General features: G+C 71.4%; 18 protein-coding genes. 13 read left to right on the plus strand and 5 right to left on the minus strand.

The features are described 5' to 3' along the window. The first annotated feature begins 118 nt into the window (after nt 1–118). The 11 genes from KBX50_RS03520 (at nt 119) to KBX50_RS03565 (ending at nt 17,294) form a co-directional block, all read left to right on the plus strand. Nucleotides 119–1,858: a condensation domain-containing protein gene (locus KBX50_RS03520; protein WP_210934615.1), complete on the plus strand. Its 1,740-nt coding sequence runs from the start codon at nt 119–121 to the stop codon at nt 1,856–1,858. Next, on the plus strand, nt 1,855–9,108 hold the full coding sequence (locus tag KBX50_RS03525) for a non-ribosomal peptide synthetase (RefSeq protein ID WP_210934616.1): 7,254 nt from the start codon (nt 1,855–1,857) through the stop codon (nt 9,106–9,108). Before KBX50_RS03520 ends, KBX50_RS03525 begins: the two co-directional genes overlap by 4 nt. Beyond that, nucleotides 9,105–10,742 (plus strand): amino acid adenylation domain-containing protein, encoded by a 1,638-nt coding sequence (locus KBX50_RS03530; RefSeq protein WP_210934618.1) that lies wholly within the window; start codon nt 9,105–9,107, stop codon nt 10,740–10,742. Before KBX50_RS03525 ends, KBX50_RS03530 begins: the two co-directional genes overlap by 4 nt. After that, complete coding sequence (locus KBX50_RS33210; protein WP_282101308.1) at nt 10,739–10,870, plus strand: hypothetical protein; 132 nt, start codon at nt 10,739–10,741, stop codon at nt 10,868–10,870. The genes KBX50_RS03530 and KBX50_RS33210 overlap by 4 nt, the downstream gene beginning before the upstream one ends. A gap of 63 nt (nt 10,871–10,933) precedes the next feature. Further along, complete coding sequence (locus tag KBX50_RS03535) at nt 10,934–11,359, plus strand: nucleoside deaminase (protein WP_210934620.1); 426 nt, start codon at nt 10,934–10,936, stop codon at nt 11,357–11,359. A 447-nt stretch (nt 11,360–11,806) separates the two neighbouring features. Next, nucleotides 11,807–13,654, plus strand: a complete 1,848-nt coding sequence (locus KBX50_RS03540; RefSeq protein ID WP_210934622.1) for an FAD/NAD(P)-binding protein — start codon at nt 11,807–11,809, stop codon at nt 13,652–13,654. Further along, entirely contained in the window at nt 13,651–14,361 is a 711-nt protein-coding gene (locus tag KBX50_RS03545; RefSeq protein ID WP_210934624.1) for a class I SAM-dependent methyltransferase, read from the plus strand. The genes KBX50_RS03540 and KBX50_RS03545 overlap by 4 nt, the downstream gene beginning before the upstream one ends. A 94-nt stretch (nt 14,362–14,455) precedes the next feature. Beyond that, complete coding sequence (locus KBX50_RS03550) at nt 14,456–15,427, plus strand: kinase (RefSeq protein ID WP_210934626.1); 972 nt, start codon at nt 14,456–14,458, stop codon at nt 15,425–15,427. Next, complete coding sequence (locus KBX50_RS03555; RefSeq protein ID WP_307870826.1) at nt 15,424–16,131, plus strand: AzlC family ABC transporter permease; 708 nt, start codon at nt 15,424–15,426, stop codon at nt 16,129–16,131. The genes KBX50_RS03550 and KBX50_RS03555 overlap by 4 nt, the downstream gene beginning before the upstream one ends. Beyond that, nucleotides 16,131–16,430 carry an AzlD domain-containing protein gene (locus KBX50_RS03560; RefSeq protein WP_210934628.1) on the plus strand — a complete coding sequence of 100 codons (300 nt, stop codon included), beginning with the start codon at nt 16,131–16,133 and terminating at the stop codon, nt 16,428–16,430. The genes KBX50_RS03555 and KBX50_RS03560 overlap by 1 nt, the downstream gene beginning before the upstream one ends. A 120-nt stretch (nt 16,431–16,550) precedes the next feature. After that, on the plus strand, nt 16,551–17,294 hold the full coding sequence (locus KBX50_RS03565) for an alanyl-tRNA editing protein (protein WP_093409027.1): 744 nt from the start codon (nt 16,551–16,553) through the stop codon (nt 17,292–17,294). Between the two features lie 49 nt (nt 17,295–17,343). Here KBX50_RS03565 and KBX50_RS03570 read toward each other — a convergent pair whose 3' ends face one another. The 5 genes from KBX50_RS03570 to KBX50_RS03590 are packed head-to-tail and all read right to left on the minus strand — an operon-like array spanning nt 17,344 to nt 21,877. Then, nucleotides 17,344–18,516: a hypothetical protein gene (locus tag KBX50_RS03570; protein WP_210934630.1), complete on the minus strand. Its 1,173-nt coding sequence runs from the start codon at nt 18,514–18,516 to the stop codon at nt 17,344–17,346. Further along, nucleotides 18,513–19,694, minus strand: a complete 1,182-nt coding sequence (locus KBX50_RS03575; protein WP_210934632.1) for a cytochrome P450 — start codon at nt 19,692–19,694, stop codon at nt 18,513–18,515. Before KBX50_RS03575 ends, KBX50_RS03570 begins: the two co-directional genes overlap by 4 nt. A 10-nt stretch (nt 19,695–19,704) precedes the next feature. Then, nucleotides 19,705–20,397, minus strand: coding sequence for an RraA family protein (locus KBX50_RS03580; protein ID WP_210934634.1), 693 nt, complete (start codon nt 20,395–20,397; stop codon nt 19,705–19,707). Beyond that, nucleotides 20,394–20,663: an acyl carrier protein gene (locus tag KBX50_RS03585; protein ID WP_170863578.1), complete on the minus strand. Its 270-nt coding sequence runs from the start codon at nt 20,661–20,663 to the stop codon at nt 20,394–20,396. The genes KBX50_RS03580 and KBX50_RS03585 overlap by 4 nt, the downstream gene beginning before the upstream one ends. A gap of 14 nt (nt 20,664–20,677) precedes the next feature. After that, complete coding sequence (locus tag KBX50_RS03590) at nt 20,678–21,877, minus strand: aminotransferase class III-fold pyridoxal phosphate-dependent enzyme (RefSeq protein ID WP_210934636.1); 1,200 nt, start codon at nt 21,875–21,877, stop codon at nt 20,678–20,680. Between the two features lie 857 nt (nt 21,878–22,734). Here KBX50_RS03590 and KBX50_RS03595 point away from each other — a divergent pair. Then, nucleotides 22,735–24,642, plus strand: coding sequence for a KedN5 family methylcobalamin-dependent radical SAM C-methyltransferase (locus KBX50_RS03595; RefSeq protein ID WP_307870827.1), 1,908 nt, complete (start codon nt 22,735–22,737; stop codon nt 24,640–24,642). 21 nt (nt 24,643–24,663) lie between these two features. Further along, entirely contained in the window at nt 24,664–25,659 is a 996-nt protein-coding gene (locus tag KBX50_RS03600; protein ID WP_210934640.1) for a methyltransferase, read from the plus strand.

The following is a 25,659-nucleotide window of genomic DNA, read 5'->3' on the forward strand; positions in this document are numbered from 1 at the left end:
CTGGCAGAGAAGGACAGGCAGAGGCGGGGCTGCTGGTCCGGCTCTGGTCCGGGCCCGCCCGTGGGCACCACTCTCGGAACCGATACCGATGCCGATCGCCGGTGAAGGGGGGCCACTGATGTCGGCCCGAGTTGGTACCGCGATGAACATCCCGCCGCCGATCCGGCCGGTGCCGCGCACCGGCGTGCTGCGGCTGTCACCCGGGCAGGAGCGGCTGTGGTTCCTCGACCGGCTGCACAGCGGCGGTACCGGGTATCTCATCCGGTCACACCTGCGCCTGCGCGGCGCATGGGATCCCGCAGTGTTCGAGCGCGCCGTGGCCGAGGTCGTCCGCCGGCACGAGGTGCTGCGCACCCGGTACGAGGACGACGCCGGCGATCCGGTGCAGGTCGTCGATCCACCCGGCCCGGCCGACGTCACGGTCGTGGACCTGACCGGCGACCCGGTGGGGGATCCGCATGCCGCGACCCGGGCGGCGGCGCTGCTCGACGCGGCGGCGGCCCGGCCGTTCGACCTGCGCCGGGAACACCCGCTGCGAGTCGTCGTGGTACGGCTCGCGCCCACCGAGCACCTGGTCGGGCTCACCCTGCACCACATCGCGGCCGACGGCTGGTCATGCGACATCCTGATGCGCGAACTGGATCAGGCGTACCGCGCGCTCGCGACCGGACGGCCTCAGCCGCCGCCACCGCCGGTGCAGTACGCCGACGTCGCGGCCTGGCAGCGGAGCCGTCGGGAGGCCACCGGCACGTCCGGCATCGAGTACTGGCGGGACCGGCTCGCCGGGCTCGACCCGGTCATCCTGCCCACCGACCGGCGGCGCGACGCCGGCCACGACCGGCGCGGCGAGGTGTTCACCGTCGATGTGCCGCGGCACGTCGCCCGGCTGGTCGACGCCATCGGCGAGCGGCACGGCACGACCGCGTTCATGACACTGCTGGCCGCGTTCAAGGTGCTGCTGGCGCACCGGACCGGCCGCACCGACATCGCGGTCGGGCTACCCGACGCCGGGCGGGACGAGCCGGAGACCGAGGATCTGATCGGCTTCTTCATCAACACCCTGGTGCTGCGGACCGACCTGTCCGGCGGGCCGTCGTTCGTCGAGGTGCTGCACCGGGTGCGCGAGACGGTGCTGAGCGCCCTGATGCACAACGACGTCCCGTTCGAGGACGTCGTGGCCGCGGTCCGGCCCGGCCGGGACCCGGCCCGCAACCCGCTGTTCGACATCATGTTCCAGGTCATCCACACCTCCGGTACGCCCGGCACGCTCGGCGGCGCGGCGGTGGAGCCGCTGCCGGCGACTGCCACCGCTGCCAAGTTCGACCTGGTGTTCACCGTCTACCGCACGCCAGCGGGCGACCTGCAGTGCATGCTGGAGTACGCCGCCGGTCTGTTCGACCGGACGACGATGCAGTGGCTCGCCGAGGACTACGTGGCGCTGCTCGAGCGGCTGGCCGGTGCCCCGCAGGTCCGCGCGGTCCAACCAGCCCCGGCGCCCGGCGCGCCGACCACAGCGACCACCACCACGACGCAGCCGACGGCCGCCCCGGTTTCGCCGTCCGGCCCGGTCGAGCAGGCCGTCGCGGGAATCTGGTCGGCTCTGCTCGACGTCGACGACATCGCCGCCGACGACGAATTCTTCGACCTCGGCGGCAACTCGCTGTTGGTGATCCGGGTGCGTGCCGCGCTGCGGCGCACGTTCGCCGTCGATCTCCCCGTGCAGGTCCTGTTCGAGGCCGTCACGGTGGCCGAACTCGCGGCTGCGGTCACCGCCGCGGTACGTGCCGACGTCGGCCGAATGTCCACCAGCCAGGTGCAGGGCGTACTGCTCCGGGCCGCCCCGAAAGGAACCCGATGACCGAGATGTTGCAGACGCCCAGCCTGCACGAACAGCTGCTGGAGCGTCGACTGCACGGCCTGGAGACGCTCATCGAGCCGGGTATCCCTCAGGTATCACGGGCCGTCGCGCCGCCGCTGTCACCCGCGCAGCGCCGGCTGTGGATTCTCGACCAGCTGCGTCCGGGTGGTGTCGAGTACGTGGTCCAGATCGCGCTGCACATGGTCGACCATCCCGGCAGCCGGCTCGACGTCGCCGCGTTACAGGCCGCGCTGGACGGGCTGGTGGCGCGGCACGAGGTGCTGCGTACCCGCTACCCGGCCGGTCCCGACGGCGAGCCGGTGCAACTGATCGACCCGCCCGCGCCGATTCCGATGCCGGTCCGGGACCTCACCCACCTCGACAGCGAGACCCAGTGCACGCTGCTCAACCAGCTCGTATCGGTCGACCGCGAGCCGGTTGACCTGGCCGCCGGTCCGGTCTTCCGCGCGCTGCTCGTCCGGCGCGGACCGGACCAGAACCTGCTGCTGCTCACCACCCACCACATCGCGATGGACCTCTGGTCGGAGAACCTGCTGGTGGACGAGCTGCGCCGCCGCTACACCGCCGCCCTCGACAATCGCCCGGCCGACCTCGCCCCGCTGCCGGTGCAGTACGCCGACGTCGCGGCCTGGCAGGGGCAACGGATCGCCGAGCTGCGCGGCACCCAACTCCCGTACTGGCGTCGGCAGCTCGCCGACGCCACGCCGGTGGACCTGCCGACCGACCGGCCGCGGCCGGCGGTACGCGACGCCGCCGGCGACATCGTGCCGTTCACCGTGCCCACCGGCGTGGCGGCGGCGCTGGGCCGGCTCGCCCGCGCCCACCGCGCCACGCCGTTCATGGTCCTGCTGGCGGCGTACGCGGTCGTCCTCGGACGGTGGAGCGGCCGGACCGACGTCACGGTCGGAACGCCGGTCGCCGGCCGTGGGCACGACGACACGCACAACCTGATCGGACTTTTCCTCGACACCGTCGTGGTGCGTGCCGACCTGGCCGGCGACCCGACGTTCGGTGACCTGGTCGACCGGGTCCGTGGTGCCGCGTTGGGCGCGATGGCCCACCAGGAGCTGCCGTTCGATCAACTCGTCGAGGATCTGGCACCGGTCCGCGACCCCGCGCGCACTCCGCTGTTCTCGACGATGCTCGTCTGGCAGGAGGCCGGTCCGGGCGGCTTACACGCACCCGGCCTGGACGTCGAGCAGGTACCGATCCCGGTCGCCGACGCCAAGGTCGACCTGACCATGTCGGTGGCTCCCGGCCCGGACGGCACGCTCGCCGGTGCCCTGGTCTACGCCACAAGTCTGTTCGACCGCGGCACGATCGAGCGGTTCGCCGCGCAGGTCGGGCAGCTGCTGGCGGGCGTCGCCGCGGCACCGGACACCCCGCTGTCCGCCATCACCATCCTGCCGCCGGCCGAGCGCGAGCTGCTGCTCGACGGCTGGAACGACACCGCGTCCGACGTGCCGGCCGGCACGGTGCCGGAGCTGTTCCGGGCCCAGGTGGTCGCCACCCCGGACGCGGTGGCGGTACGGGCGGGGGACCGCAGCCTGACCTACACCGAGCTGGACGCCCGGGTCACCGCGCTGGCGCACCGGCTGCGCGTGCTCGGCGTCGGCCCCGAGTCGGTGGTCGGGGTGTGTCTGGAACGCGGCCCGGAGCTGGTGACCGCGCTGCTGGCCGTGCTCACGGCCGGCGGGGCCTACCTGCCGCTGGACACCGAGAGCCCGGACCTGCGGCTGGAAGACCAGCTCACCGAGGCCGCGGTCGGGATCGTGGTGACCGACCGGACGACCGTCGGACACACCGCGCGGACGCTGGTCCGGCCGGACGACGCCGCCGACGCCCCGGACGGCCCGCTCGGCGTCGACCTCCACCCGGACCATCCGGCGTACGTGTTGCACACCTCCGGCTCGACCGGCCGACCCAAGGGCGTGGTGATCACCCATCGGGCGCTGCTGAACCGACTGACCTGGATGCAGCGCGAGTACCCCCTCGACGGCACGGACCGGGTGCTGCACAAGACGCCGTACGGCTTCGACGTGTCGGTCTGGGAACTGTTCTGGCCGCTGGTGACCGGGGCGACGCTTGTGGTCGCCCGCCCGGGCGGGCACCGCGATCCGGCGTACCTGGCTGGGCTGATCGCCGAGCACGGCGTGACCACGCTGCATTTCGTGCCGTCGATGTTGCGGGCCTTCCTCGACGAGCTGCCCGGCGGGCTGCCCTCGGTGCGGCGGCTCTTCGCCAGCGGCGAGCCGCTGCCCGCCGAGGTGGTGGCGGCCGTGCAGACGCAGATCGGCTGCCCGTTGTACAACCTCTACGGTCCCACCGAAGCCACGATCGACGTGACCGCGGCCCGGTGCCGGCCCGGGGAGCCGGTCACGATCGGCCGGCCGGTCGCGAACACCCGCGCCTACGTCGTCGATGCGGACCTGCGCCTACAGCCGGTCGGCGTGCCTGGCGAGCTGGTGTTGGCCGGCGTCCAGCTCGCCCGGGGCTACCTGCGCCCGGCGGACACGGCCGACCGGTTCGTTCCCGACCCGTTCGGCACCGGGGGCCGGCTCTACCGCACCGGCGACCTGGTCCGGCACCGCGCCGACGGCACGATCGATTACCTGGGCCGGCTGGACCGGCAGGTGAAGCTGCACGGCAACCGCATCGAGCCGGGGGAGGTCGAGGCGGTGCTCACCGCGTACCCGGACGTCGCCGCCGCCGTGGTCACCGTGCACGACGACCGGCTCGTCGCCTACCTCGAAGGCTCGGTCGATCCGAACGTGGTCGCGGCGTACGCCCGGGCCCGGCTGCCGCTGAACCTGGTACCCACGCGCTGGATCGTCCTCGACGCACTACCGCTGACCGCCGCCGGCAAGGTCGACGTGCGGGCGCTGCCGGCGCCGCCCGCGCACGTCGGGCCGGCCGAAGCGGAGCCGCTCACCGAGCTCGAGCGGATGCTCGCGGACGCGTTCACTGCCGCGCTGGGCGTCGACACGATCGGCCGGCACGACGCCTTCTTCGCGCTCGGCGGTGACTCGATGCGGGCGATCCGGGCCGTCGGTGCGCTGCGGGCCGCCGGCCTGCCGGTCTCGGTGCACGACCTGTTCAGCCACGCCACGGTGGCCGAGCTGGCCGAACTGGTCGGCACGCGGGAACCGGCCGAGCCAGCCGCCGGCCCGTCGGCCGTGGCGTCGTTCACGCTGCTGTCCGACGCCGACCGCGCGCTGCTGCCGCCGGGTGTGGTCGACGCGTACCCGATGGGCGAGATCCAGGCGGGGATGGTGTACGAGATGCTGGCCGCGCAGCGGCCGGTCTACGTCAACGTCAGCTGCTACCGCATCGTCGACGAGCTGCCGTTCGACCTGGCCGACCTGCGCGCGGCCGCGGCGTTGCTGGTGCAGCGGCACGAGATCCTGCGTACCTCGTTCGCGCTCACCGGCTACACCCGGGCGTTGCAACTGGTGCACGGCACTGCCGAGCTTCCGGTGGAGCTGGACGACCTGCGCGACCTGCCCCCGGCCGCGCAGCGCCAGGTCCTGGACGAGTTCCTGATCGCCCAGCGCGACGTGCCGTTCGACCTGGCCATGCCGCCGCTGGTGCGCTACACGGTGCACCGCACCGGCGAGCGCGAGTGGTGGCTCACCCACGTCGAGTGCCACGCCATCCTGGACGGGTGGAGCCAGACGTCGATGGTCGGTGAGCTGATCCAGACCTACCGGACGCTGCGCGGGGGCGGCACGCCGCAGCCGGCGCCGCCGCCCGCTGTCCGGTTCGCCGACTTCATCGCCGCCGAGCAGGAGTCGCTGGCGTCGGCCGCCGATCGGGACTTCTGGTCCGCCACCATCACGGCCGCGGACAAGCTGGAGATCCCGGCCGGGTGGGGCGATCCGGCGGCCGGCTCGGACCGGATCGACGCCGTGCCGGACTCGATCGACGTCGGGTACGCCGACCTGGAACCGGCGTTGCGCCGGCTGGCGGCCGACTCGGGTGTGTCGCTGAAGAGCGTGCTGCATGCCGCCCACCTCACGGCCTGGGGCGTGGTCACCGGGCGGCAGCGCTTCTCCGCCGGGCTGGTCGTCAACGGCCGGCCGGAGCTGGCGCGCGGTGACGAGGTGATCGGCATGTACCTGAACACGGTGCCGTTCCCCGCCGATCTGACCGTCGCGAGCTGGCCGGACCTGGTCCGGGCGGTCTTCGCGCAGGAGGCCCGGCTGTGGCCACACCGGCGCTACCCGATCGCGGCGATGCGACGCGACGGTCGGCACCTCTCGGCACTCGTCGACGTCAGCTTCACGTACCTGGACTTCCACATGATCGACTGGAGCTCCGGCATCGGTTTCGAGTCCGACTTCAGCCCGAGTGAGCTGCCGTTCTCCGCGGTGTCGTTCCCCGGCCGCCTGTGTCTGGTGGGCCGACCGAGCCGGATCCGACGGCCGTACCTGGAACTGGTCGCCCGCACCTACCGCCAGGTGCTCGCCGCGATGGCCGCCGGCCCGGACCGCGACCCGGCTGCCCTCCCGGACGCGGCACCGGCCACGGGGCCGCGCACCGTGACGCTGGCACCGGTCGACCGCGACCGGGTCCTCGTCGCGCCGAACCGCTCCGACCGGACCTGGCCCTCCGACGAACCGGTGCACCGGCTGATCGCGCGGCAGGCCCGGTCCACACCCACCGCGGTCGCGCTGCGGCAGGGCGCCGTCAAGGTCTACTACGCCGAGCTGGACCTGCGCGCCAACCGGCTGGCGCACCGCCTGCGCGCGCTCGGCGTCGGCCCGAACACCGTCGTCGGCGTCTGCCTGCCGCGCACACCCGACCTCGCCGTCAGCATCCTGGCCGTCCTCAAGGCGGGCGGCGCGTTCCTAGCGCTGGACCCGCAGTACCCGGTCGAGCGGCTGCGGTTCATGCTCGACAACGCGGCGGCCGCAGTGGTTCTCACCGCCGGCCCGCCACCGGCCGGCCTCACCGGGGCCGGTTCCGCGCAGGTGCCGACCGTCGACGTGACTCACGAGTCCGCCCTGCTGGACCTGCCGGTCACCGCGCCGCAGGAGACCGTGTCACCGGACGACCTGGCGTACGTCACCTACACGTCCGGCTCGACCGGGCGCCCCAAGGGCGTCGCCGTGCCGCACCGGGCCGCCCGCAACCTCCGCTACGCCCAGCAGGAGATCTTCGACGTCCGGCCGGGCGACCGGATGCTGCAGTTCTTCTCGGCGAGCTTCGACGCATCGGTGTCCGAGCTGCTCGCCGCGCTCACCGCCGGCGCCGAGCTGGTCCTGCCCGGGGTCGGCCGCGACCCGGGCGACCTGCGCGGCGAGGCAGCCACACTCACCCACATCCTCCTGCCGCCGTCGATGCTGAGTCGGTTGGACCCGGCGGACTTCCCGAAGCTGCGGATCACTCTCGTCGGGGGCGAGGCGTGCCCCGCGGCGCAGGCCGACCGGTGGGCGCGGCACGCCGCGTTCGTCAACGTCTACGGCCCCACCGAAACATGCGTATATGCAACGTATGCGCCGGTCCTCGCCGGCACGCCGGACCGGCTACCGCCGATCGGCACCCCGCTGGCGAACGTGCGTTGCTACGTCCTGGACGCCGAGCTGCGACCGCTGCCCGCCGGGGTACGTGGCGAGTTGTACGTCGCCGGCGCGGGGCTGGCCCGCGGTTACCTCGGCCGGCCCGGCCTGACTGCGGACCGGTTCGTTCCGGACCCGAACGGAGCGCCCGGCAGCCGGATGTACCGCACCGGCGACGTGGTGTCCCGCGCGGACGACGGCTCCCTGCACTTCCACGGCCGCGGCGACCAGCAGGTCAGCGTCCGCGGCTTCCGGATCGAACTCGGCGAGGTGGAGCACGCGTTGCAGGCGCATCCGGCCATCGCGGCCGCGGCGGTCGCGGTCGCCGCGGCGGGCACCGAGGACGCGACGCTTGTGGCGTTCGTCCGGCTCACCGGCGCCGGCGGCGCTGCCCCCTCGGCTGCCGAACTGCGCGATCACGTCCGTCGCCGGCTGCCGGCACACCTGGTGCCGACCCGCTGCCACATCGTCGCCCAGTTTCCGGTCACCGCCTCCGGCAAGGTCGATCGCGCTGCGCTGGTAGCGGCCGAGCCGGAGCCGGTCGCCGCGCAACTGGAGCGGGTGGCGCCGCGGACGCCGCTGGAGCGGGCGATCGCCGGTGCCTGGGAGCAGGCGCTGCGGCTGGACCGGGTCGGCGTCGACGACGACTTCTTCGACCTCGGCGGCCACTCGATGGCGATGATGCGAATCATCTCGCTGCTGCGGGAATCGCACGGCGTGGAGCTGACGTTCCGCGCCTTCCTGGAGCACCAGACCGTCGCGCGGCTGGCTACCGCGATCGATGACGGCGCGGTCGGCGCCCCGGAGCAGCCGGCCGAGGCCGGTAGCCGCAACTGCGCGATGCTGTGGTTGCGTCGCGGCACCGGCGCGCCGCTGTTCTGCATCCACCCGGGCGGCGGCAGCGCCCACTGGTTCCAGCGCTTCCTGCCCTATCTGGACCCCGAACTGCCGCTGGCCGCGTTCGAGTGGCCGAAACCGCACGGTGACAACGCGCCGATCCCCACCGCCGACGAGATGGCCCGCCGGCACTTCGACGAGCTGCGGGCCGTCCAGCCGCACGGGCCGTACCGGCTCTTCAGCTGGTGCGGCGGCAGCACCATTGCGGCGGCGCTCGCCACCATGCTGCTCGACGCCGGCGAGGAGGTGATCTTCATGCTTCTCGACCCGGTGCTGGACGCGAAGACCAGGCCGAAGTTCTACGAGCAGATGGGCTTTGTGCGCCGGCTGGAGGAGCTGGTCCTGGAGATCGACCGGGGTGGGCCGCAGGTGGACACACCCGAACGCCGCGCCGAGATCATGGACCTGTACGGACGGGTCGCCAACGACATCGACGACAGCGAGGGTATGGCGCTGCCCGAGCGCGGCGTCGGCACCGCCTGGCCGCGGATGGTCCGCGTCTGGCGGGAATCGCTTCAGGCCCTGATCGAGTACCCGAACCCGGTCTACGCCGGCAAGCTGCACCTCATCGTCAGCGACGCGCTCGCCGACAGTCGGCACGTGGTGACCTCCGGCCAGAGCTTCACCGACTACTACGCCCGGTGGGAGGAGCTGATCGACGGTGGCATCGAGCTGCACCGGGTACCCGGAGACCACATCGGGATCATGAAACCGCCCCTGCTCAAGCACCTGACCGATGTGATCGGCGCGGTGCTGGGTGGCTCGCGATGACCGCGACGACGACCGGCACGGCCGCACTCGGGCCCACCGCACAGCAGCGGGCGTGGAACGCCACCAGCCGCGGGTTCACCGCGGACGGCCCCGTGCACCGGCGGTTCGAGGCGCAGGCCCGGCTCCGACCGGACGCGGTGGCGGTGCGCTGGGCCGGCGGCACGTTGACCTTCGCCGAGCTGGATCGGCGCGCCAACCGGCTGGCGTGGGCACTGCGCGACCGCGGGGTCGGACCGCAGACACCGGTCGGGATCCGGGTGCCGCGCGGCCCGCAGCTGGCGGTCGCCGTGTACGGCGTGCTGAAGGCGGGTGGCTACTACCTGCCGGTGGAGCCGGCCCTCCCAGCCGGGCGGGCACACACCCTTCTGGCCGAGGCCGGCGCGCGGGTACTTGTCGTCGCGGCCGGCGGGGACACCTGGGCGGTGCCGGCCGGGGTAGCGGCGGTGGCCGCCGACCACCCGGTCCCGGACCGCCGTGAACTGTGCGCCCCCGAACCCGGCACCGACGCCGACTCCACCGCCTATGTGGTCTTCACCTCCGGCACCACCGGCCGACCCAACGGCGTCGAGGTGGCGCACCGGTCACTGCACAACCTCTTCGCCTGGTGCCAGCGCACCCACGGTTTCGGCCCGCACGACCTCGGCCTGTCGGTCGCCTCGTTCGGCTTCGACCTGTCCGTCTTCGACCTGCTCGGCCTGCCCGGGTACGGAGCCGGCGTGTACATCGCCGACGACGCGCAGCGGCGCGACCCGGAGCTGCTGCTCGACGTCCTGCTACGCGAGCCGGTGACGTTCTGGAACTCCGCGCCGACGACGCTTGCCCACCTCGCGCCGTTGCTCGACGGACACCGCGACGACGCCGGGACCGGCGACCTTCGTCTGGTCTACCTCGCCGGCGATTTCCCACCGCTGACGCTGCCGGACGACGTGCGGTCGGTCTTCACCCGGGCGACGATCGTCAACCTCGGCGGCACGACCGAGACGACCGTGTGGGCGAACTGGTTCGAGGTCGGGGCGGTCGACCCGGCCTGGCGGAGCGTTCCGTACGGTCGGCCGATCGACAACGCCCAGTACTGGGTGGTCGACGAGGACCTGCGGCCGTGCCCGGTCGGCGTGCCGGGCGACCTGCTCATCGGCGGCGATGTTCTCTCGATCGGTTACCACGGCCAGCCGGAACTGACCGCGCAGCGGTTCATCCCGGACACACTGGGACCCGACCCCGGGGGTCGGCTGTACCGCACCGGCGACCGGGCGAGCTTCGGCGCCGACGGTGTGCTGACCATCCTCGGCCGGGTCGACGGGCAGGTGAAGATTCGCGGCGCCCGGGTCGAGCTCGGGGAGGTCGAGCACTGCCTCCGCGGGCATGCTGAGGTGCGGGACGTGGTGGCGCTGGCCCGGCCGGACCGGGACGGCGACCGGGTGCTGGTGGCCTACGTCCGGCCGGCACCCGGCTGCCGCCCGACCGTACGGGAGCTGCGTCGGCACGTGGCGGCGGCACTGCCGGACTACATGGTTCCGGCGGCGATCGTGTTCGTGGACGGTTTCCCCGCCACCGCCAACGGCAAGCTCGACCGCGCGGCGCTGCCCTGGCCGGCGCGCACCGGCAGCACCCATGCGCTCGGGGTTCCGGGGTGAGCCCCGCAGCGGACACCGCACCACCCGGGCACCATCGCGGGCTGCGCGCGGTGGTCGCCGCCGGTGCCGTGTCCGCCTTCGGCTACCAGGCCAACACCCGGCGCCGCCAGCTGGTAAACCCTGGGTGAGAAGGCCGCCACCTTTCTCGCGGGCAGGCGACCAAGGGCAGACGGAAATCCCACGGAGGAGCGATGAATCCCGACGACGAGACGTTTCTCCGGCAGGCGATCGACATCGCCGACCGAGCCGGCGCGGCCGGTGAGCGCCCGTTCGGCTCGCTACTGGTCGGCCCGGACCGTGCGGTGTTGATCTCCGATCACAACACGGTGGTCTCCGAGGCCGATATCACCGCTCACCCCGAGTTGAAGCTGGCGCGTTGGGCAGCCCGGGAACTGGATCCGGAGGTGGCCGCCGGCACCACGATGTACACCAGTTGCCAACCGTGCCCGATGTGCGCCAGCGCCATCGAACGCTCCGGCCTGAGCCGGGTGGTGTTCGCGCTCTCCGCCGAGCAGTTCGAAAGCGTCAAGCCGCCCACCCCGGCGCCGGCCCCGGTCCGGTACGACGGGCCGGCGCTGTTCGCCGAGGCCCGGCGACCGATCGAGGAGCACTACTGATCGGACGCTGCGGGAATGCGGCCGGGTCGTGCAGTCGCACCGATGATCAATGGCCCGACCTCTGGAGTATGTCCGTATAACGGTCCACCCATGATTTACGGGGATTGACAGGCCCGGATCCGGGTCGGTAATGTGTGGCGCACCGCGAATGCAAATGCGCATGTGCACTGTCTCTGTACGCGCCACGATGGACCGCGTCCAACATGTGGATAACTATTGACGGATCGCCGTCACGTCGACATAGGATTCGCTGGACACATTCTACCTCCACTTGATGGTGGATTCTGCTGGTCACCAGAGAGGTCGGGGCACGTTGGGGTCGCCCCGCCGGAGTGAACCGAATGTTCATCCGGAATTCTCGCCGGCCGTGAATAGGGCTGCGGCGAGTCCTTTCTGACGTCGCGGTGGTGGCGTCTCGTTCGTTTCGTGTCACGGGGGAAGTATCGAATGCCGTCCGAGTATGCGGTGGCAATTGTCGGTCTGGGCTCGAGAGGGTGCAGCGTCTTCGAGCGTATCGTCGCGCTCGCCCGGCTCGGGGTGCCCGGTGCGCCCACCCGGGTGGAGATCATCGATCCGCTCTCCGACGGTCAGGGCCTGCATGGCACCGACCAGCCGGATTACCTGCTGCTCAACACGCTCTGCGGTGAGATCTCCATGTATCCCGACGAGGAGTCGGTCGGGTCGTACTGCGGGCCGGTCGGCCCGGATCTGCACAGCTGGGTGACCGAGCGCGGCCTACGGCTGGCCGAGGACGGGCACACTCTCGGGCCTGCCGGCCGCCCGGTCCGGCCCACCGATTTCCTTCCCCGACGCGTCCTCGGCGAATACCTGCGCTGGTTCTTCGAGCAGGTACGCCGTGGCGTTCCTGACGGTATGCGGGTGACGGTGCGCCGTTCGGCCGCCGTCGACCTCGACTCCGACCAGCGCGGTGGCGTGACCATCACCTTGGCGGACGGCTCCCACGTCCGCACCGACTACGCGTTTCTGACGATCGGACACACCGGCAACGAGCCGCCGCCTGAGGGCGCCGAGGAAACCGGGGCGGACCGTCGAATCACCGATCCGTACCCGCTGCCCCGGCGGCTCGACGTGATCGGCGCGGGGGAGACCGTCGCCGTCGCCGGATTCGGACTGTCGGCCATGGACGTCATCGCGAGCCTCACGGTCGGACGCGGCGGGAGGTTCGAGCGGCAGGGTGGCGCTCTGCGGTATCGGCCGAGCGGCGCCGAACCACGAATACTGCTGTACTCCCGGTCCGGCGTGCCCTTCCGGGCCCGGCCGGACCGGGCGGGGATCGCCACCGCCTTCCCACCGATCGCGCTCACCCGGGCAGCAGTACGCCGACTGCGCGACGCCGGGCCGATCGACTTCGACCGGGCGGTCCTGCCGCTCCTGATGATCGAGATGCGGGTCGCGTACCACCGGTGCCGCACCCTGCTCCGGGACGGGCCGGACGCGCAGGAGCAGTTGGCCGCCGGTCTGGCCGAAGCCGCGGGTGACGGCAAGCTGGTTGCCGCGGTGGACTCGCTCGACCGGCTGCACGGCGGAGTCGATCCCACCGAACTCTGGGACGGGGCAACCGCCGTGCGCCTGGAGGACAGCGGCAGCTACCAGCGTTGGCTGCTGGCCACGATCCGGGCTGACCTCGACGAGGCCGACCGGGGAGTGCTGGGCAGTCCGGTCAAGGCCGCCCTGGAGGCGATCCGCGACGTCCGGGACTTCCTGCGCGACGCGGTCGCGGCCCAGGGGCTTGCCCCGGGCTCCCGGGAGCACTTCTTCGGGCAGGTGGTGCCGTTGATGAACCGGGCCGTCGTCGGCCCGCAGAAGGATCGCCACCACGAGCTGGTCACCCTGGCGGAGTCCGGCCTGATCCGGTTCCCGCTGGGGCCCGCGCCGCGTACCGCCTTCGACCCCGGCACCGGTCGCTGGGAGCTGACCTCCACCCGCCTGGCCACGGTGCACCGCGAACACGCCGACTGGCTCTGCGCCGGCAGCTCACCCTGGCCCACCGTGCACTCCTCGGCCAGCCCCCTGGTGCGCTCGTTGTACCGGCGAGGACGCCTCCGGCGGCACGCGCCCGGCAGCGCCGTGGTGCACGCCGCCGACGTCGACGCGAACCTGCATCCGGTGGGTGCGGACGGCAGCGATCCGCGTCTCTGGTTGATCGGGCCGCTGTGTGAGGGCCCCACCTTCTACAACCACCTGATCCCCACCCCGGGATACTCCCGCGCTTTCGTCGACGCACACCGCTGCGTCGCGGAGATGTTCCACCAGCAGAAAGGACCGCAGTCATGAGCACCCTGGCCGAGGCCGACGAGGCTGCCAAGCACCAGTGGAACGAGGCATATCAGCTCGACGGGCACCCCAACCTCTGGGGTGATCCGCCGGTGCCGTACGTGGTGAACGCCGCAAAGCTCTTCGCCGACCACGACGCGATGGTCGTGCTGGACCTCCCCTGCGGCGACGGACGGAACCTGTCCCCGTTGGCGCAGGCCGCGACGGTGGTGATCGGTGGCGACACCTCCGTCAACGCGATGAGCCTCGCCCGTCGGGTGATCGCCAAGGCGAACGCGGACAATGTCGTCCTCCGCGCGGTGGACGTCTTCGCCACCGGCCTGCCCGACGACGCCGTGGACGGCATCTTCTGCTGGGACCTGCTGGGTCACCTCACCGAGCCGGTCAAGGCACTCCAGGAGCTGTACCGGATCTGCCGGCCCGGCGGACACATCGTCGCGAACATGTGGACCATGAACGACTGCCAGGTCACCGACCCCGGCATGGTCGAGACCGGGCCCAAGGAGTACCTCGACCACGCCGACTTCTACTGCAAGTTCTACGACCGCGACGATCTGGCGGCGTACCTGGAAGCCAGCGGGGTCAGCGAGGAGGTCGCCGCAGTGGAACTGCTGCGCTGGACGGAGCCGCCGCACGCCGGTTACCGGCCCTGGTTCCACGAGCACGAGAGCCTCGCCTTCACCATCCGCAAGCGGGCCAGGCGGTGACGGGTCGCTAGCGGGTCGGCGCCGCCCTGGCCGGCGGCGACCGGTCGCGCCTTCTTCATCCCACCGAAAACTGACACCACCAAACGGGGACTCGATGTATCTGCGGAAGGTAACGGGCTTCGGGACAGCCAACGGCACGTTCGGAGAACTGTTGCAGGGGGTCCTGCCGGAGGAGGAGCGCCACTTCCTGGTGACCCTCCCGATAGCCGGCTGGGCACACGCGGCATTCCACTACCTGCCGGACAGGCCGGAGGTCGAGGTGCGGCCGGCGCACAAGACCAAGGCCCGCCGGCTGGCGACGCGCCTGCTGCGGACGTACGGAATATCCGGCGGCGGCGTGGTGGAACTGGGTGGCGCGTTGCCGGAGGGCAAGGGCCTGGCCAGTTCCTCGGCGGACCTGGTGGCCACCGCCCGGGCCATCGCCGATGCCATAGGCATTCCTCTGGACGCCGCGGCGATCGAAGGTTTTCTGCGTGATGTGGAGCCCTCCGACGGGGTGATGTATCCGGGCATCGTCAGCTACCACCATCGAGAGGTACGGCTGCGGGAGAAGCTCGGTTTCCTGCCGCCGCTCACCATCGTGGCGCACGACATCGGCGGCATGGTCGACACGATCCGGTTCAACCGGTCGACCGCCCTGCCCCCGATGCGGGTCCGCCACGAGTACCGCGCGCTGCTGGCCGAGATGGCCACCGCCGTGCGGACCGGTGACCTGAGCATGGTCGGCCGGATCGCCACCCGCAGCGCCGAGTTGCACGTGCACCGGCATCCCCGTGCCGACTTCGCGCAGCTGCGTCGGCTGTGCCGTGAGGTCGGCGGCCTGGGGCTGGCCATCGCGCACAGTGGTACCTACCTCGGTATCCTGCTCGGCGAACACCGGGAGGGCGAGGAGCGGACCGCCGCCGCCCTCGCCCGCTGCGCCGAGCTGCCGGGTAAGGTGCGGGTTTTCCGAACCCTCGGCGCCGCCGACTATCCGACCGGGCCCGCCACCGCCGGGCACGCGAGCCGGTGCGGTGAAGGGCTGATCGAGCTGCGCGAGCAGGTACGCGAAGGGACGCCGACGTGAGTACGACAGACACGATCGCGGATCGGAGTTGGCCGCGGGCGCGTACCGCTGTCCTCCGCGACGCGGTCGGGGTGGGCGTGGCCGTCGGCGCGCTCGGGCTCTCCTTCGGTGCGCTGTCGGTACTGGCCGGCTTCTCCGTCGCGCAGACCTCTGCGCTGTCGCTGCTGATGTTCTCCGGCGCGTCGCAGTTCGCCGTGATCGGGGTGATGGGCGCCGGCGGTGGCGCACTGACCGGCGCGGCCACCGCCACCCTGCTGGGGGTGCGCAACAGCCTCTACGGCCTGAACCTCGCGTCGCTGCTGCGGCTCCGCGGGGTGCGGCGCCTGGTCGGCGCGCACCTGGTGCTCGACGAGAGCTCGGCGATGGCGACGGCCCGCAGCGACCCGCGCGAGGCACGTCTGGCGTTCTGGGCCACCGGAATCTCCGTCTTCGTCCTCTGGAACATCGCCACGCTGGCCGGTGCGCTCGGCGCACACGTGCTGCCCGACCCGGAAGCACTCGGACTCGACGTGGCCGCACCGGCCGCGTTCGTCGCCCTGCTGCTGCCGCGACTGCGCGGCCGACGGCTCTGGACACTCGCCGTCGCCGCGGCGGTGATCGCGCTGATCATGGTGCCGCTGTTGCCGGCCGGAATACCGGTGCTGGTGGCCGGGCTGACCGCCATCGTCGCGGCGTTGACCGCCCGCCAGGCGGGTGACCGCTGATGTGGACGGCGGTCCTGCTGGGCACCCTCGGGGTCTACCTGCTCAAGCTCGTCGGGCTCTGCGTACCCAAGTCGGTGTTGGAGCAGCCGCAGGTGCAGGAGGCGTCGGCGTTGCTTCCGGTGGCGCTGCTGGCCGCCCTGGTCGCGGTGCAGACCTTCGCCAGCGGCCACGACCTGGTGCTCGACGCGCGCGCCGCCGGCTTCGCCGTCGCCTTGGTGGCGGCGTTGCTGCGGGCACCGTTCCTGCTGGTTGTCGCCCTCGGTGCCGGTACCGCCGCCGTGCTGCGTCTGATCACTTAGCGCCACCGGGGTGTTTGTCCTCGGTGTCCACCGCACGAATAATCGTGGTGCAGATGACCACACGAGCGTCGAAGGGGGACGGAGTGGCGAGCCGTCGAGGGTCGCCCTCCCCATCAACCTATGGGTATTGATCACCACGGCCGGACCCAACGGCTGGACTGGGCAGACGTCACACTCCGCGAATGGGACTGCACGGTCCTGTGGTCGGATCCGGCGGATCCCGACCAGGGCATCGTGCTGGACCGGTCCGCGTTCTACCCCGGCGGTGGCGGTCAGCCGCCGGACCACGGCGTGCTGATCTGGCAGGGTGTGCAGACGCGGATCGTCGGCACCCGCAAGGGGGACGACCTCTACCTGTTGCCGGCGCCGGGGGACCCGGTGCCCCCGGTCGGCACCACGGTGACCGGTGCGATCGACGACGACCGCCGTAGCTCGCTGATGCGTACCCACTCGGGCCTGCACGTGCTCTGTGGCACCGTCTTCCGCGACTTCAACGTCCTGGTGACCGGCAGCAACATGGAGCCCGGCGAAGCCCGGATGGACTTCAACCTGCCGGAGATCCCGCCGGGCTTCAAACAGAGCCTGGAGGACGCGGTGAACGCCGAGATCGCCGCGGACCGCAAGATCGTGGTGCGGATGCTCTCCCGGGAAGAGGCGAACGCAACGCCCGACCTGGTACGGACCCAGTTCAAGGCACCGCCGGAACTGCCCGAGGTGCGGGTGGTGGACATCGTCGGGCTCGATGTGCAGGCCGACGGGGGCACCCACGTGGCGTCGACCGGTCAGATCGGTCGGGTGACCGTCACCAAGGTCGAGAGCAAGGGTCGGCAGAACCGGCGGGTCCGGATCAAACTGAGTTCCTGACCTCCGGGGCTGGGCCGGTGTCGTCACCACCGGCCCGGCCGTACACCGGTCAGCGGCCGTCGGGCAGTTCGCGCCGCAGGATCGCGGGCCACCGCTGCGGGTCGTCGCCGAGGTAGCCGTGGATCCAGTGCAGCCAGCGGTCCATGCCGAAGCCGACACACGCCGACGACGCCGTCGCTCCGGTGGCTTCGGTCATCGCGAAGCCCTGACCGAAGTGCTGCTGGTGCAGGTTGACCGAGCTGACCGCGACCGCGGCACCGCTGCCCGCCATCCGTCCGCACACCTCCTGCTTGAGATCCCAGGTGCTCTGGTAACTGGCGAGGTCGGCACGGCTGTCGGTGAAGAACGGGTCGTTGGCCGAGCCGATCCGTGCCGGCAGCCCCAGCTCCCGGACCATCTCGGTGAGATCGGTGAGGGCCCGGTCCCGGAACCGGCGAGCCCCGGCCCGGTCACCCACGTAGATCACCTCGCGCATGTCGAAGGACCAGAGCCGGGTGGCCTCGTCCGTGGTGCCGGCCTCGTGCCGGCCGCACGACTGGCGGGCGGTGGCGATCAGCGGCTCGGTGAGCCGGGTGCCGCTGAGCGCGGCGAACAGGTGCAGGCACACGGTCGGTGCCACGGCCACCGGCGCCTCCCGCAGCTCGGCACGGCGCTCGGCGGCGGTGCGGGCCCGGGCGAAGCGGTCCAGCGCCGGCAGGTCGGAGGCCACCACCGCGCAGGTGGTCAGGTGCTGCGGGAAGGTGCGGGCGTAACCGGCCCGCTCGATGGTCTCCCAGGCGACCAGGTGGGGGACCAGGTACTCGTCGGCACCCCAGCCCCGGGCCAGGCGGAGAAACAGCCCGTCCAGGGCGCGGACGAGCCGGGCCGGACCTGGACCGTGCACGGCCAGGCCGGGCCCGACGGCGAAGCGAACCGGGCGGCCCTCGGCGCCGGTGACCGGGGCCACGTCGGCGGACCAGGAGTCGTACACGATCCGGGCCTGCCGGTCCGGCACGACGCGGGCCCGCTCCAGGGCTTCGGTCAGTCGCTGACCGATCTTCTCCGCCACGCTGTCGTCGACGTGGTAGACCACGGTGAGCTGGTCGCCGTGATCACATTCCCATGACCATGCCTCGTCCAGGCAGTAGGGGAGCAGGTCGTCGAAACACCGCCGGCCGTCCGGCGTGAGGCGGACGTCGGCCTGCCACACCCTCGGTGCCGGCGTCACGATCGGGGCGCTCATCGTCGACTCCGGGGCCGGCAGTCCAGGCGCAGGCCGGTGGCGGCGCGGAAGCCCCGTCCGCGTACCGGAGGGACGGGACCGATCGGGTGCACCTCCGCCACCCGCTCGATCAGCGCCTCCAGCACGACTTCCAGCTCGGCCTGGGCGAGACCCATGCCGAGGCAGACGTGCCGGCCGGCGCCGAAGGCGAGAGACGGTCGGTCCCGGCGGGTGTGATCGAACCGGTGCGGGTCCGGATAGATCCCCGGGTCCCGGTTGGCGGCGGCCAGGCAGACCTGGACCGGAGTGGCCCGTGGAATCGGTACTCCGGCCAACTCGACGTCGGCGGCCGCGAACCGCAGCGTCACGTGCAGTGGTGGCTCGTGCCGCAGCGTCTCGGCGACGACCGCCGGGACCAGCGCCGGGTCGGCGGCGACCGCCGCGTACAGGGCGGGATCCGCGGCCAGCCGGGCGAACAGATTGCTGATCGCCGCTGCGGTCGTCTCGGTGCCCGCGGCCAGCAGCAGGATCGCGTTGTTGACGACGTCCGCCTCCGTCAGCACCTCGTCGGCGGCGAGGACGGCGAGGATGCCTCCGTCATCCGTGCCGGCGGCGATCCGGCTGCGGAAGTACGCGGCGAGTTCCCGCCGTCGCTGCACCACCGCCGCCAGCGGCACCGGCGCGTGGTCGACGTATTCGACGAGCGGCCGCATGGCCTCGTGCAGCCACTCGGCGTCACCGTCGGGCAGCCCCATGAAGCGGCACACCACCCGCATCGGCAACGCTGTGGCCAGCCGGTCGGCGAGGTCCGGGCGGGCGTCGGCCAGCAGGTCGTCAAGCGTCGCCGCGGCCAGTGGAGCGATGATGTCGCGGGCGAACGCGGCCACCTTCCGGGGGCGCAGGACCCCGGCTGTGGCCGCCCGAGCCCGGGTGTGCGCGGATCCCTCCTGGTCGAGCATGGACGGCCCGAACGCCCGCCGGCTGGTGCGGAACGGGTGGTGGACGGTGAAGTCCGGCGAGGTGACGACCCGGCGGACCAGGTCGTACCCGACCACGAAGTACGACTCCAGCGCGGGGACGTACGACACGGGTTGGTGCTCGCGGTGCCAGTCGTACAGCGGCCAGGGGTTGGTCTGGAAGACCGGGTCGGCGAAGTTCAGTTCACCGGCCGGCCCGGCGGTCAGATCGACCGTCGGCATGGAACCCTCCTCAGGGTGTGAAGCCCAGGTCGCCGGTGCCGTCCAGGAAGTCGTCCAGGTGGGTCAGGTCGGCGAGGGTTTTTCCGTCGTGCCGCATGGCCTTCTTCAGCGCCTCCTCGCGGTCGCGAAGGACCGCGCCCGCGGCGAACACCGCGCCTACGCGGTCGGCGGGGAGCAGCAGGAAGCCGTCCGGGTCGCCGAACAGCCAGTCGCCGGGGCGCACCGCGGTGCCGGCCACCTCGACGGTCTGCGGCAGGTCGATGGCGCGCTGACTGGTGGTGCGCGCCGACACGAATGTCACCTGTGTGGAGAAGACCGGCACGTCGATGGCGGCGAGGTCGGTCAGGTCGCGTACGGCGCCGTCGACCACGATCCCGCCGAGCCGCTGCACCGCCGCGGAGGTGAGGAAGATGTCACCGACGATCGCCTCGGAGCGCGTGACGGTGTTGTGGATGAACAGCACGTGCCCGGGGGGTGTCTGCGCCAGTGCCTGCAACGCCGGGAGCATGTCGTCGGTCGTGGCCACCGGGAAGACCGGCCCGCAGACGCGTGGCCGTCCGTTGCGCGGCACCGCCGGCAGGTGCAGCGGCACCACGAACTCGGGGGCGGCGTCCGCGAGTTGGGCACAGCCGACGGTGGCGAAGCGACGGCGGATCCGGTCGATGTGTTCCTCGTCGGTGGGCCGCTGCTCGGTGACGGTCATACCCGTTCTTCCGTTCCGGCGACGACGTCGTACAGGCCGCGGAGGGTGTAGAAGGTCTCCAGCTCGTGGTCGGCGAGATCGACGGCCACGCCGGTGGTCTCCTCGACGAAGACGATCATCCGGATCATCGAGAAGGAGTTGACCAGCCCGAGGTCGAACAGGTTGTCGTCCGGGTCGATGTCGGCGGGCGGGGCGGTGGTGCCCGCCTCGGACGCGGTTCGGGTCAGGAACCCGACAACCTCACGGTAGAACTGCTCTCGCTCCATCTGCTGCCTCCCGGTCATCCGTTGAGTACGTTCCACAGCGTGTCCACGCCGCCGCGCAGTTGATCAGCCGGCACCGTCAGCGGCGGTGCGATCCGGATCCGTTCGCCGTGCCGGCCACCGGCGAACACCAGGACGCCCGCCTCGAAGGCGGCCGTCACCACCGCACGGCTGGTCCGTGCGGTCGGCCGGAAGGACAGCGCCGGGCCGGTGACGTGCACCTCGTCGGCGAGCCCGGCGGCGGTGAGGCGGTCGGCCAGATCCCGCAGCGGACGCTCGACGGCGGCAGCCATCGCGGCGACATCGTGGCTGTCGAGGTAGGCCGCGACCGCGACCGCCGCGGCCGGGCCCATGGTCCCGGTCTGGAAGGTGTGCGCGAGGTAGACGGCGGCCGCGTCCCGCTCCAGGTGTTGCTTGTAGACCACGGCGGAGAGCGGGTACATCCCGTTGGTCAGTGACTTGCTGAACAACACCACGTCCGGGTCGAGGTCGGCGGCGGCGGACGGGCTGAAGGGGCCGTGCCGGTGGAAGCCGCACTGGATCTCGTCGGCGATCAGCAGCACCCCGGCGGAGCGGGCCGACTCGGAGAGCCGGCGCAGCCAGTCCACGTCGAGTGGCACGTAACCGTTGGCGCCCTGCACCGGTTCGTAGATGACGCAGGAGACGCCGGTCCAGTCGTCGGGGACCTCGCCGGGAGTGAGGTGCCCGACCTCGGTGTCGAGCAGCTCGACGAATCCGGTGTCCTGAAGGGAGAACTCCCGCTGGACGGTGGTGACGGCGGCCGCGTCGACGCCCAGGCCGTGGAAGGCGCCTCGTACGCCCAGCACCCGGCCGGGCCGGTGCCGGCGGGCCAGGGCCAACGCGGTGGAGACCGCGAAGCTGCCACCGATCTGGAACAGCACCCGCCGGTCGGCGGTGCCACCGAGTCGGCGGCACAGCCAACGGGCGGTCAGTTCGGCGTCGGCGGTCTGGAAGGGGGCGGCGAGGTCCGACGGTCGTCGCAGCGCCTCCACGATGGCTGGATTGCGATGACCGAAGTTGACCGCGGCGAACGCGGACATGAAGTCGGTGCAGGAGCGTATCCGCCCGGTCGGGTCCGTCAACCGTAACGTCGCGTTCTCGGCGTCGACGAGGAGGTGCCGGCCTGGTAGGATGCCGCCTTCGTCGAGCCGGCTGAGGTACGAGGTGGTCTCACGGTCCAGTACGGCGTTGCTCACAGGCTCAAACTCCTCGGAGAGGTCCCGGGACGCAGGCGCACGCGGCGACGCGTGGATGCCGGCGACGCTGAAGCGCAGCAACCGGCGGACTGCTCAGCCGCTGGACCCCGACGGGTCCGCAGCTGGGCAGGGGCACACTTGTGCCGGCTGAGGTCGACGCAGAGCTTGGGCCGCACCTGTCGCCGGCGCGGATTGCGCGCCTGGCCGGTGCGAGGAGATGACCGCCCGTTATGAACGCGAAGTCGTGGTGTTTCCCCCGAACCACCCGAACACGCGACAGACGCTAGACCAACCCGGCGCGCACGGTCAACCGAAATGCTGTCGCATTTTTGCGGGTGACTTCGTTCCGCTGAGCGCCTCGTGGTGGTCGTCTGCGCGTCGCCACCGTTGAGAGATCAAGATTGCTGCCGCGTCGCTCGCGGACGTTGTCGGGGCGGACTTCGTAGTGCCATCCGGACCTTTCCGTTCCAGCATGCGGACAGCTAATGCTGACAGAGCCACAGGTGGGGGCGTATTGGCGGTCCGGGAAACGTCGGCAGCATTGACACCCGTCAGACGGCTATCCCACCATGGGAGCGCGCCCACGGCCGGCCATCGCTCGCCCGTGAGCGCAGAGGTGCTGGTCGCCGATGGCAAACAGGCGGCCGGTGCCGGACAACGGGGGTTTGCTGCAAACGCGTCGCGACGATCTCGTGGCCGGGTGTTCGTGCCTCCGTGTCGGTGAGCGCCACCCACTCTCCAACTCCGTTCTGACCGTCGTGCCTGTTGGGACGCACGGTCCGCGGCGAACGGCTGTGCGTTGTGCCCGATGAGGAGTTCGCGTGCCCGTTGACAGTGCCAAACGGCAGGTTTGGCTCGTGCAGCAAGGCGTTTGGGACACGCCGATGGAATCCATGCCCCTCGCCGCCGGCTACCTCAAGGCCACCGCGCTCGCCGACGAACGGATTGCGCGGGAGGCCGAGATAGAGATTCGCAATTACCGGGGCGGGATGAAGCTTTCCGCGCTCTCCCAAGATCTATTTCGGGACGGCGCGCCCGATGTCCTGGCGTTCTCCGTGCTCGGCTGGAACTACCGGGAGTTCGGGATCCTGGCGGAGACGTTCAAGCAGCTTCGCCCGGACGGCTGGGTGATCTTCGGTGGCACCCACGTGGCCAACCGCGCCCAGCGGACCTTCGCGATGGTTCCCGAGGTCGACGTGGTGGTCAACGGCGAGGGCGAGTTCGTCTTCACCGAGCTGGTCACCGCCTACCTCGACGGGCGCTCGCCGCGGTCGCTGGGCGACATCGACGGAATCTCCTTCCAGGATCCGGACGGTGCGGTGGTGACCACACCGGACCGGCCGCGCCTGGAGGACCTGGACGTCATCCCGTCGCCCCTGCTGACCGGGGCCATCCCACTGCTCGACGACGCCGGCGAGTTCCGGTACGACGTCGCCCTGATGGAGACCAACCGGGGCTGCCCGTACAAATGCTCGTTCTGCTACTGGGGCGGTGCGGTCGGCCAGCGGGTGCGGGCCTTCTCCCGCCAGCGTCTCCGCGACGAGCTGGAGTTCCTCGCCCAGCACAAGGTGCACACGGTGGTGCTCTGCGACGCCAACTTCGGCATGCTGCCGATCGACGCGGAGTTCGTCGCGGATCTACTGGAGATTCGTGAGCGCTACGGGTACCCGCGCACGCTGGAGACGTCCTGGGCCAAGAACAAGTCGCAGGTCTTCTACCAGATCGTCCGGGACATGAAGAACGCCGGGATGCGCAGCTCGTTCACCCTGGCCCTGCAGACCCTCTCCGACGACGCCCTCAAGCTGATGAACCGCCGCAACATGAAGGTCAACGACTGGCGCGACCTCGTCGAGTGGCTCAAGGCCGAGGAACTGGACTGCTACGCGGAGCTGATCTGGGGAGCCCCGGGGGAGAGCCTGCAGTCGTTCCTGCGTGGCTACGACCGCCTCGCCGAACACGTGTCCCGGATCGCCGTCTATCCGATGCTCCTGCTGCCGAACACCGAGTACTTCGAGAAGAAGGACGCGTACGGGTTCGTGACCGTGCGCGGCGACACCGACGACTTCGAGTACGTCCTGGCCCACCACACCATGCCGCTGCGGGAGAATCTCGAGGCCCGCCGGTTCATCTTCTACGCCCGGGTGCTGGCGGAGAACCTGGTGCTGCGGCACGTGTGGGCACCGGCCCGGGTGTACGCCGGGCTCAGCCAGTCCACGTTGCTGCTGAACTTCGCCGACTGGTTGGAGCGTCAGGACGACACCGACTCGGCGCCGCTGCGGGAGGCGGCCGCCAACGCCGCCGCCGAGTTCGGCGCGGTCAGTCCGGCGCTGGTCTACATGTACGGCGATCCACGTGCCAAGACGGTGCTCAGCCGGTGGTGGCAGGAGGCGGTTCGTCCGCTGGTGCCGGAGTCGGCCCGCAGGTGCCTGGACGAGGCATTCCGGTACGACATCGTCACCCAGCCCACCTGTGCCGAGCCGGGCAGCCTGGAAGCGGCCGGGTTGGATCTGGTCGACGTCGACGGCGAGGCCTTCCTGCGCGGCGCGCCGGTCGAGTTCGAGTTCGACGTGCCGCGCCTGGTGGAGGCGATCGGACGTGGCGAGACGGTGCCGATCGAACCACGGCGACTGGTCACCTCCTTCTACTACAAGGTGGGTTTCGCCGCATTCGTGGCCACCACGAATCACGAACAGTCGGCGTACTTCCTCGGCCGGCCAGAGCGCGACGTCCTGGGCGGCCAGCTGGTCCAGGACGCAGCCGGATGACTTGAGCGATCGGAGAGACAGATGGACCTGGGTATGCGGCACGTGACGCAGCTGACCGTCGGCACCTGGCAGGCGGAGGTGCTCTACACCCTCGCCGAGCTGGACGTCTTCACCGCGCTCGCCGACCAGCCGGCCACCGCGGCGGAGCTGGCCGCCGCCCATGGCTGGCACCCGGAAGCCACCGAGGCGGTACTCGACGCCGGCGTGGCACTGCGGTTGCTGAGCCGTACCGGAGCGGTGTACGACAACACCGAGCTGTCCCGCCGGCTGCTCACCGGAGACACCGACGAGTGCCTGGTCGAGTGGGTACGAACCATGGGCCGCTGGGCCCGGGCCTGGGCGCGGCTGACCGACGTTGTCCGCACCGGGGGGCCGGCCCTGGGCCACGACATCCGGCTGACCGAGGACCCGGCCTACCTCGCCGACCTGGAGGTCGGCTTCTTCCGGTACGCCACCCGGCTCGCCGAGGAGCTGGCCGGGTGCGTACCCGGCCCGTTGGAGGGTGCCCTCGTCGATCTCGGCGGGGGCTGCGGCGCGTACTCGATGGCGCTGTGCCGGCGCCATCCCGGGCTCACCTCCGTCATCTGGGAACTGCCGGACGCGGTGCCGCTGGCCAGCAAGGTGATCGCCGAACACGGGATGGCCGACCGGGTCAGCGTGGTCGGGCGCGACTACACCCGGGAGGAGTACGGCACCGGCCTCGCCGCCGTGCTCATGTCCAACATGCTGCACTCCGAGCGGCGGGAGACCGCCGCCGACATGCTCCGGCGGGCGCACCGTGCGCTGGCGCCGGGCGGCCGGCTGATCGTCAACGGCAACCTGCTCAACGAGGACCGCACCGGGCCCCTCTTCTCCGCGCTGCACAACGTCTCGTCGATGGTGCTGTGGGAGGGCGGACGGGACTTCAGCGTGGCCGAGCTCAGCCGGTTGATCACCGACAACGGCTTCGGTGAGCCTCAGGTGGAGCCGATCGCCGGGGCCTCGTCACACGTGCTGATCGCGCGCAAGCCGGAGTGA

The sequence above is a fragment of the Micromonospora sp. C51 genome, assembly GCF_018070435.1.
Taxonomy (GTDB): domain Bacteria; phylum Actinomycetota; class Actinomycetes; order Mycobacteriales; family Micromonosporaceae; genus Micromonospora; species Micromonospora sediminimaris.

Excerpts from the sequence above, each read along its gene's own strand:
- KBX50_RS03520 (WP_210934615.1), top strand. The coding sequence starts at position 119 with ATGTCGGCCCGAGTTGGTACCGCGATGAACATCCCGCCGCCGATCCGG.
- KBX50_RS03525 (WP_210934616.1), top strand. The coding sequence starts at position 1,855 with ATGACCGAGATGTTGCAGACGCCCAGCCTGCACGAACAGCTGCTGGAG.
- KBX50_RS03530 (WP_210934618.1), top strand. The coding sequence starts at position 9,105 with ATGACCGCGACGACGACCGGCACGGCCGCACTCGGGCCCACCGCACAG.
- KBX50_RS03535 (WP_210934620.1), top strand. The coding sequence starts at position 10,934 with ATGAATCCCGACGACGAGACGTTTCTCCGGCAGGCGATCGACATCGCC.
- KBX50_RS03540 (WP_210934622.1), top strand. The coding sequence starts at position 11,807 with ATGCCGTCCGAGTATGCGGTGGCAATTGTCGGTCTGGGCTCGAGAGGG.
- KBX50_RS03545 (WP_210934624.1), top strand. The coding sequence starts at position 13,651 with ATGAGCACCCTGGCCGAGGCCGACGAGGCTGCCAAGCACCAGTGGAAC.
- KBX50_RS03550 (WP_210934626.1), top strand. The coding sequence starts at position 14,456 with ATGTATCTGCGGAAGGTAACGGGCTTCGGGACAGCCAACGGCACGTTC.
- KBX50_RS03560 (WP_210934628.1), top strand. The coding sequence starts at position 16,131 with ATGTGGACGGCGGTCCTGCTGGGCACCCTCGGGGTCTACCTGCTCAAG.
- KBX50_RS03565 (WP_093409027.1), top strand. The coding sequence starts at position 16,551 with ATGGGTATTGATCACCACGGCCGGACCCAACGGCTGGACTGGGCAGAC.
- KBX50_RS03570 (WP_210934630.1), bottom strand. The coding sequence starts at position 18,516 with ATGAGCGCCCCGATCGTGACGCCGGCACCGAGGGTGTGGCAGGCCGAC.
- KBX50_RS03575 (WP_210934632.1), bottom strand. The coding sequence starts at position 19,694 with ATGCCGACGGTCGATCTGACCGCCGGGCCGGCCGGTGAACTGAACTTC.
- KBX50_RS03580 (WP_210934634.1), bottom strand. The coding sequence starts at position 20,397 with ATGACCGTCACCGAGCAGCGGCCCACCGACGAGGAACACATCGACCGG.
- KBX50_RS03585 (WP_170863578.1), bottom strand. The coding sequence starts at position 20,663 with ATGGAGCGAGAGCAGTTCTACCGTGAGGTTGTCGGGTTCCTGACCCGA.
- KBX50_RS03600 (WP_210934640.1), top strand. The coding sequence starts at position 24,664 with ATGGACCTGGGTATGCGGCACGTGACGCAGCTGACCGTCGGCACCTGG.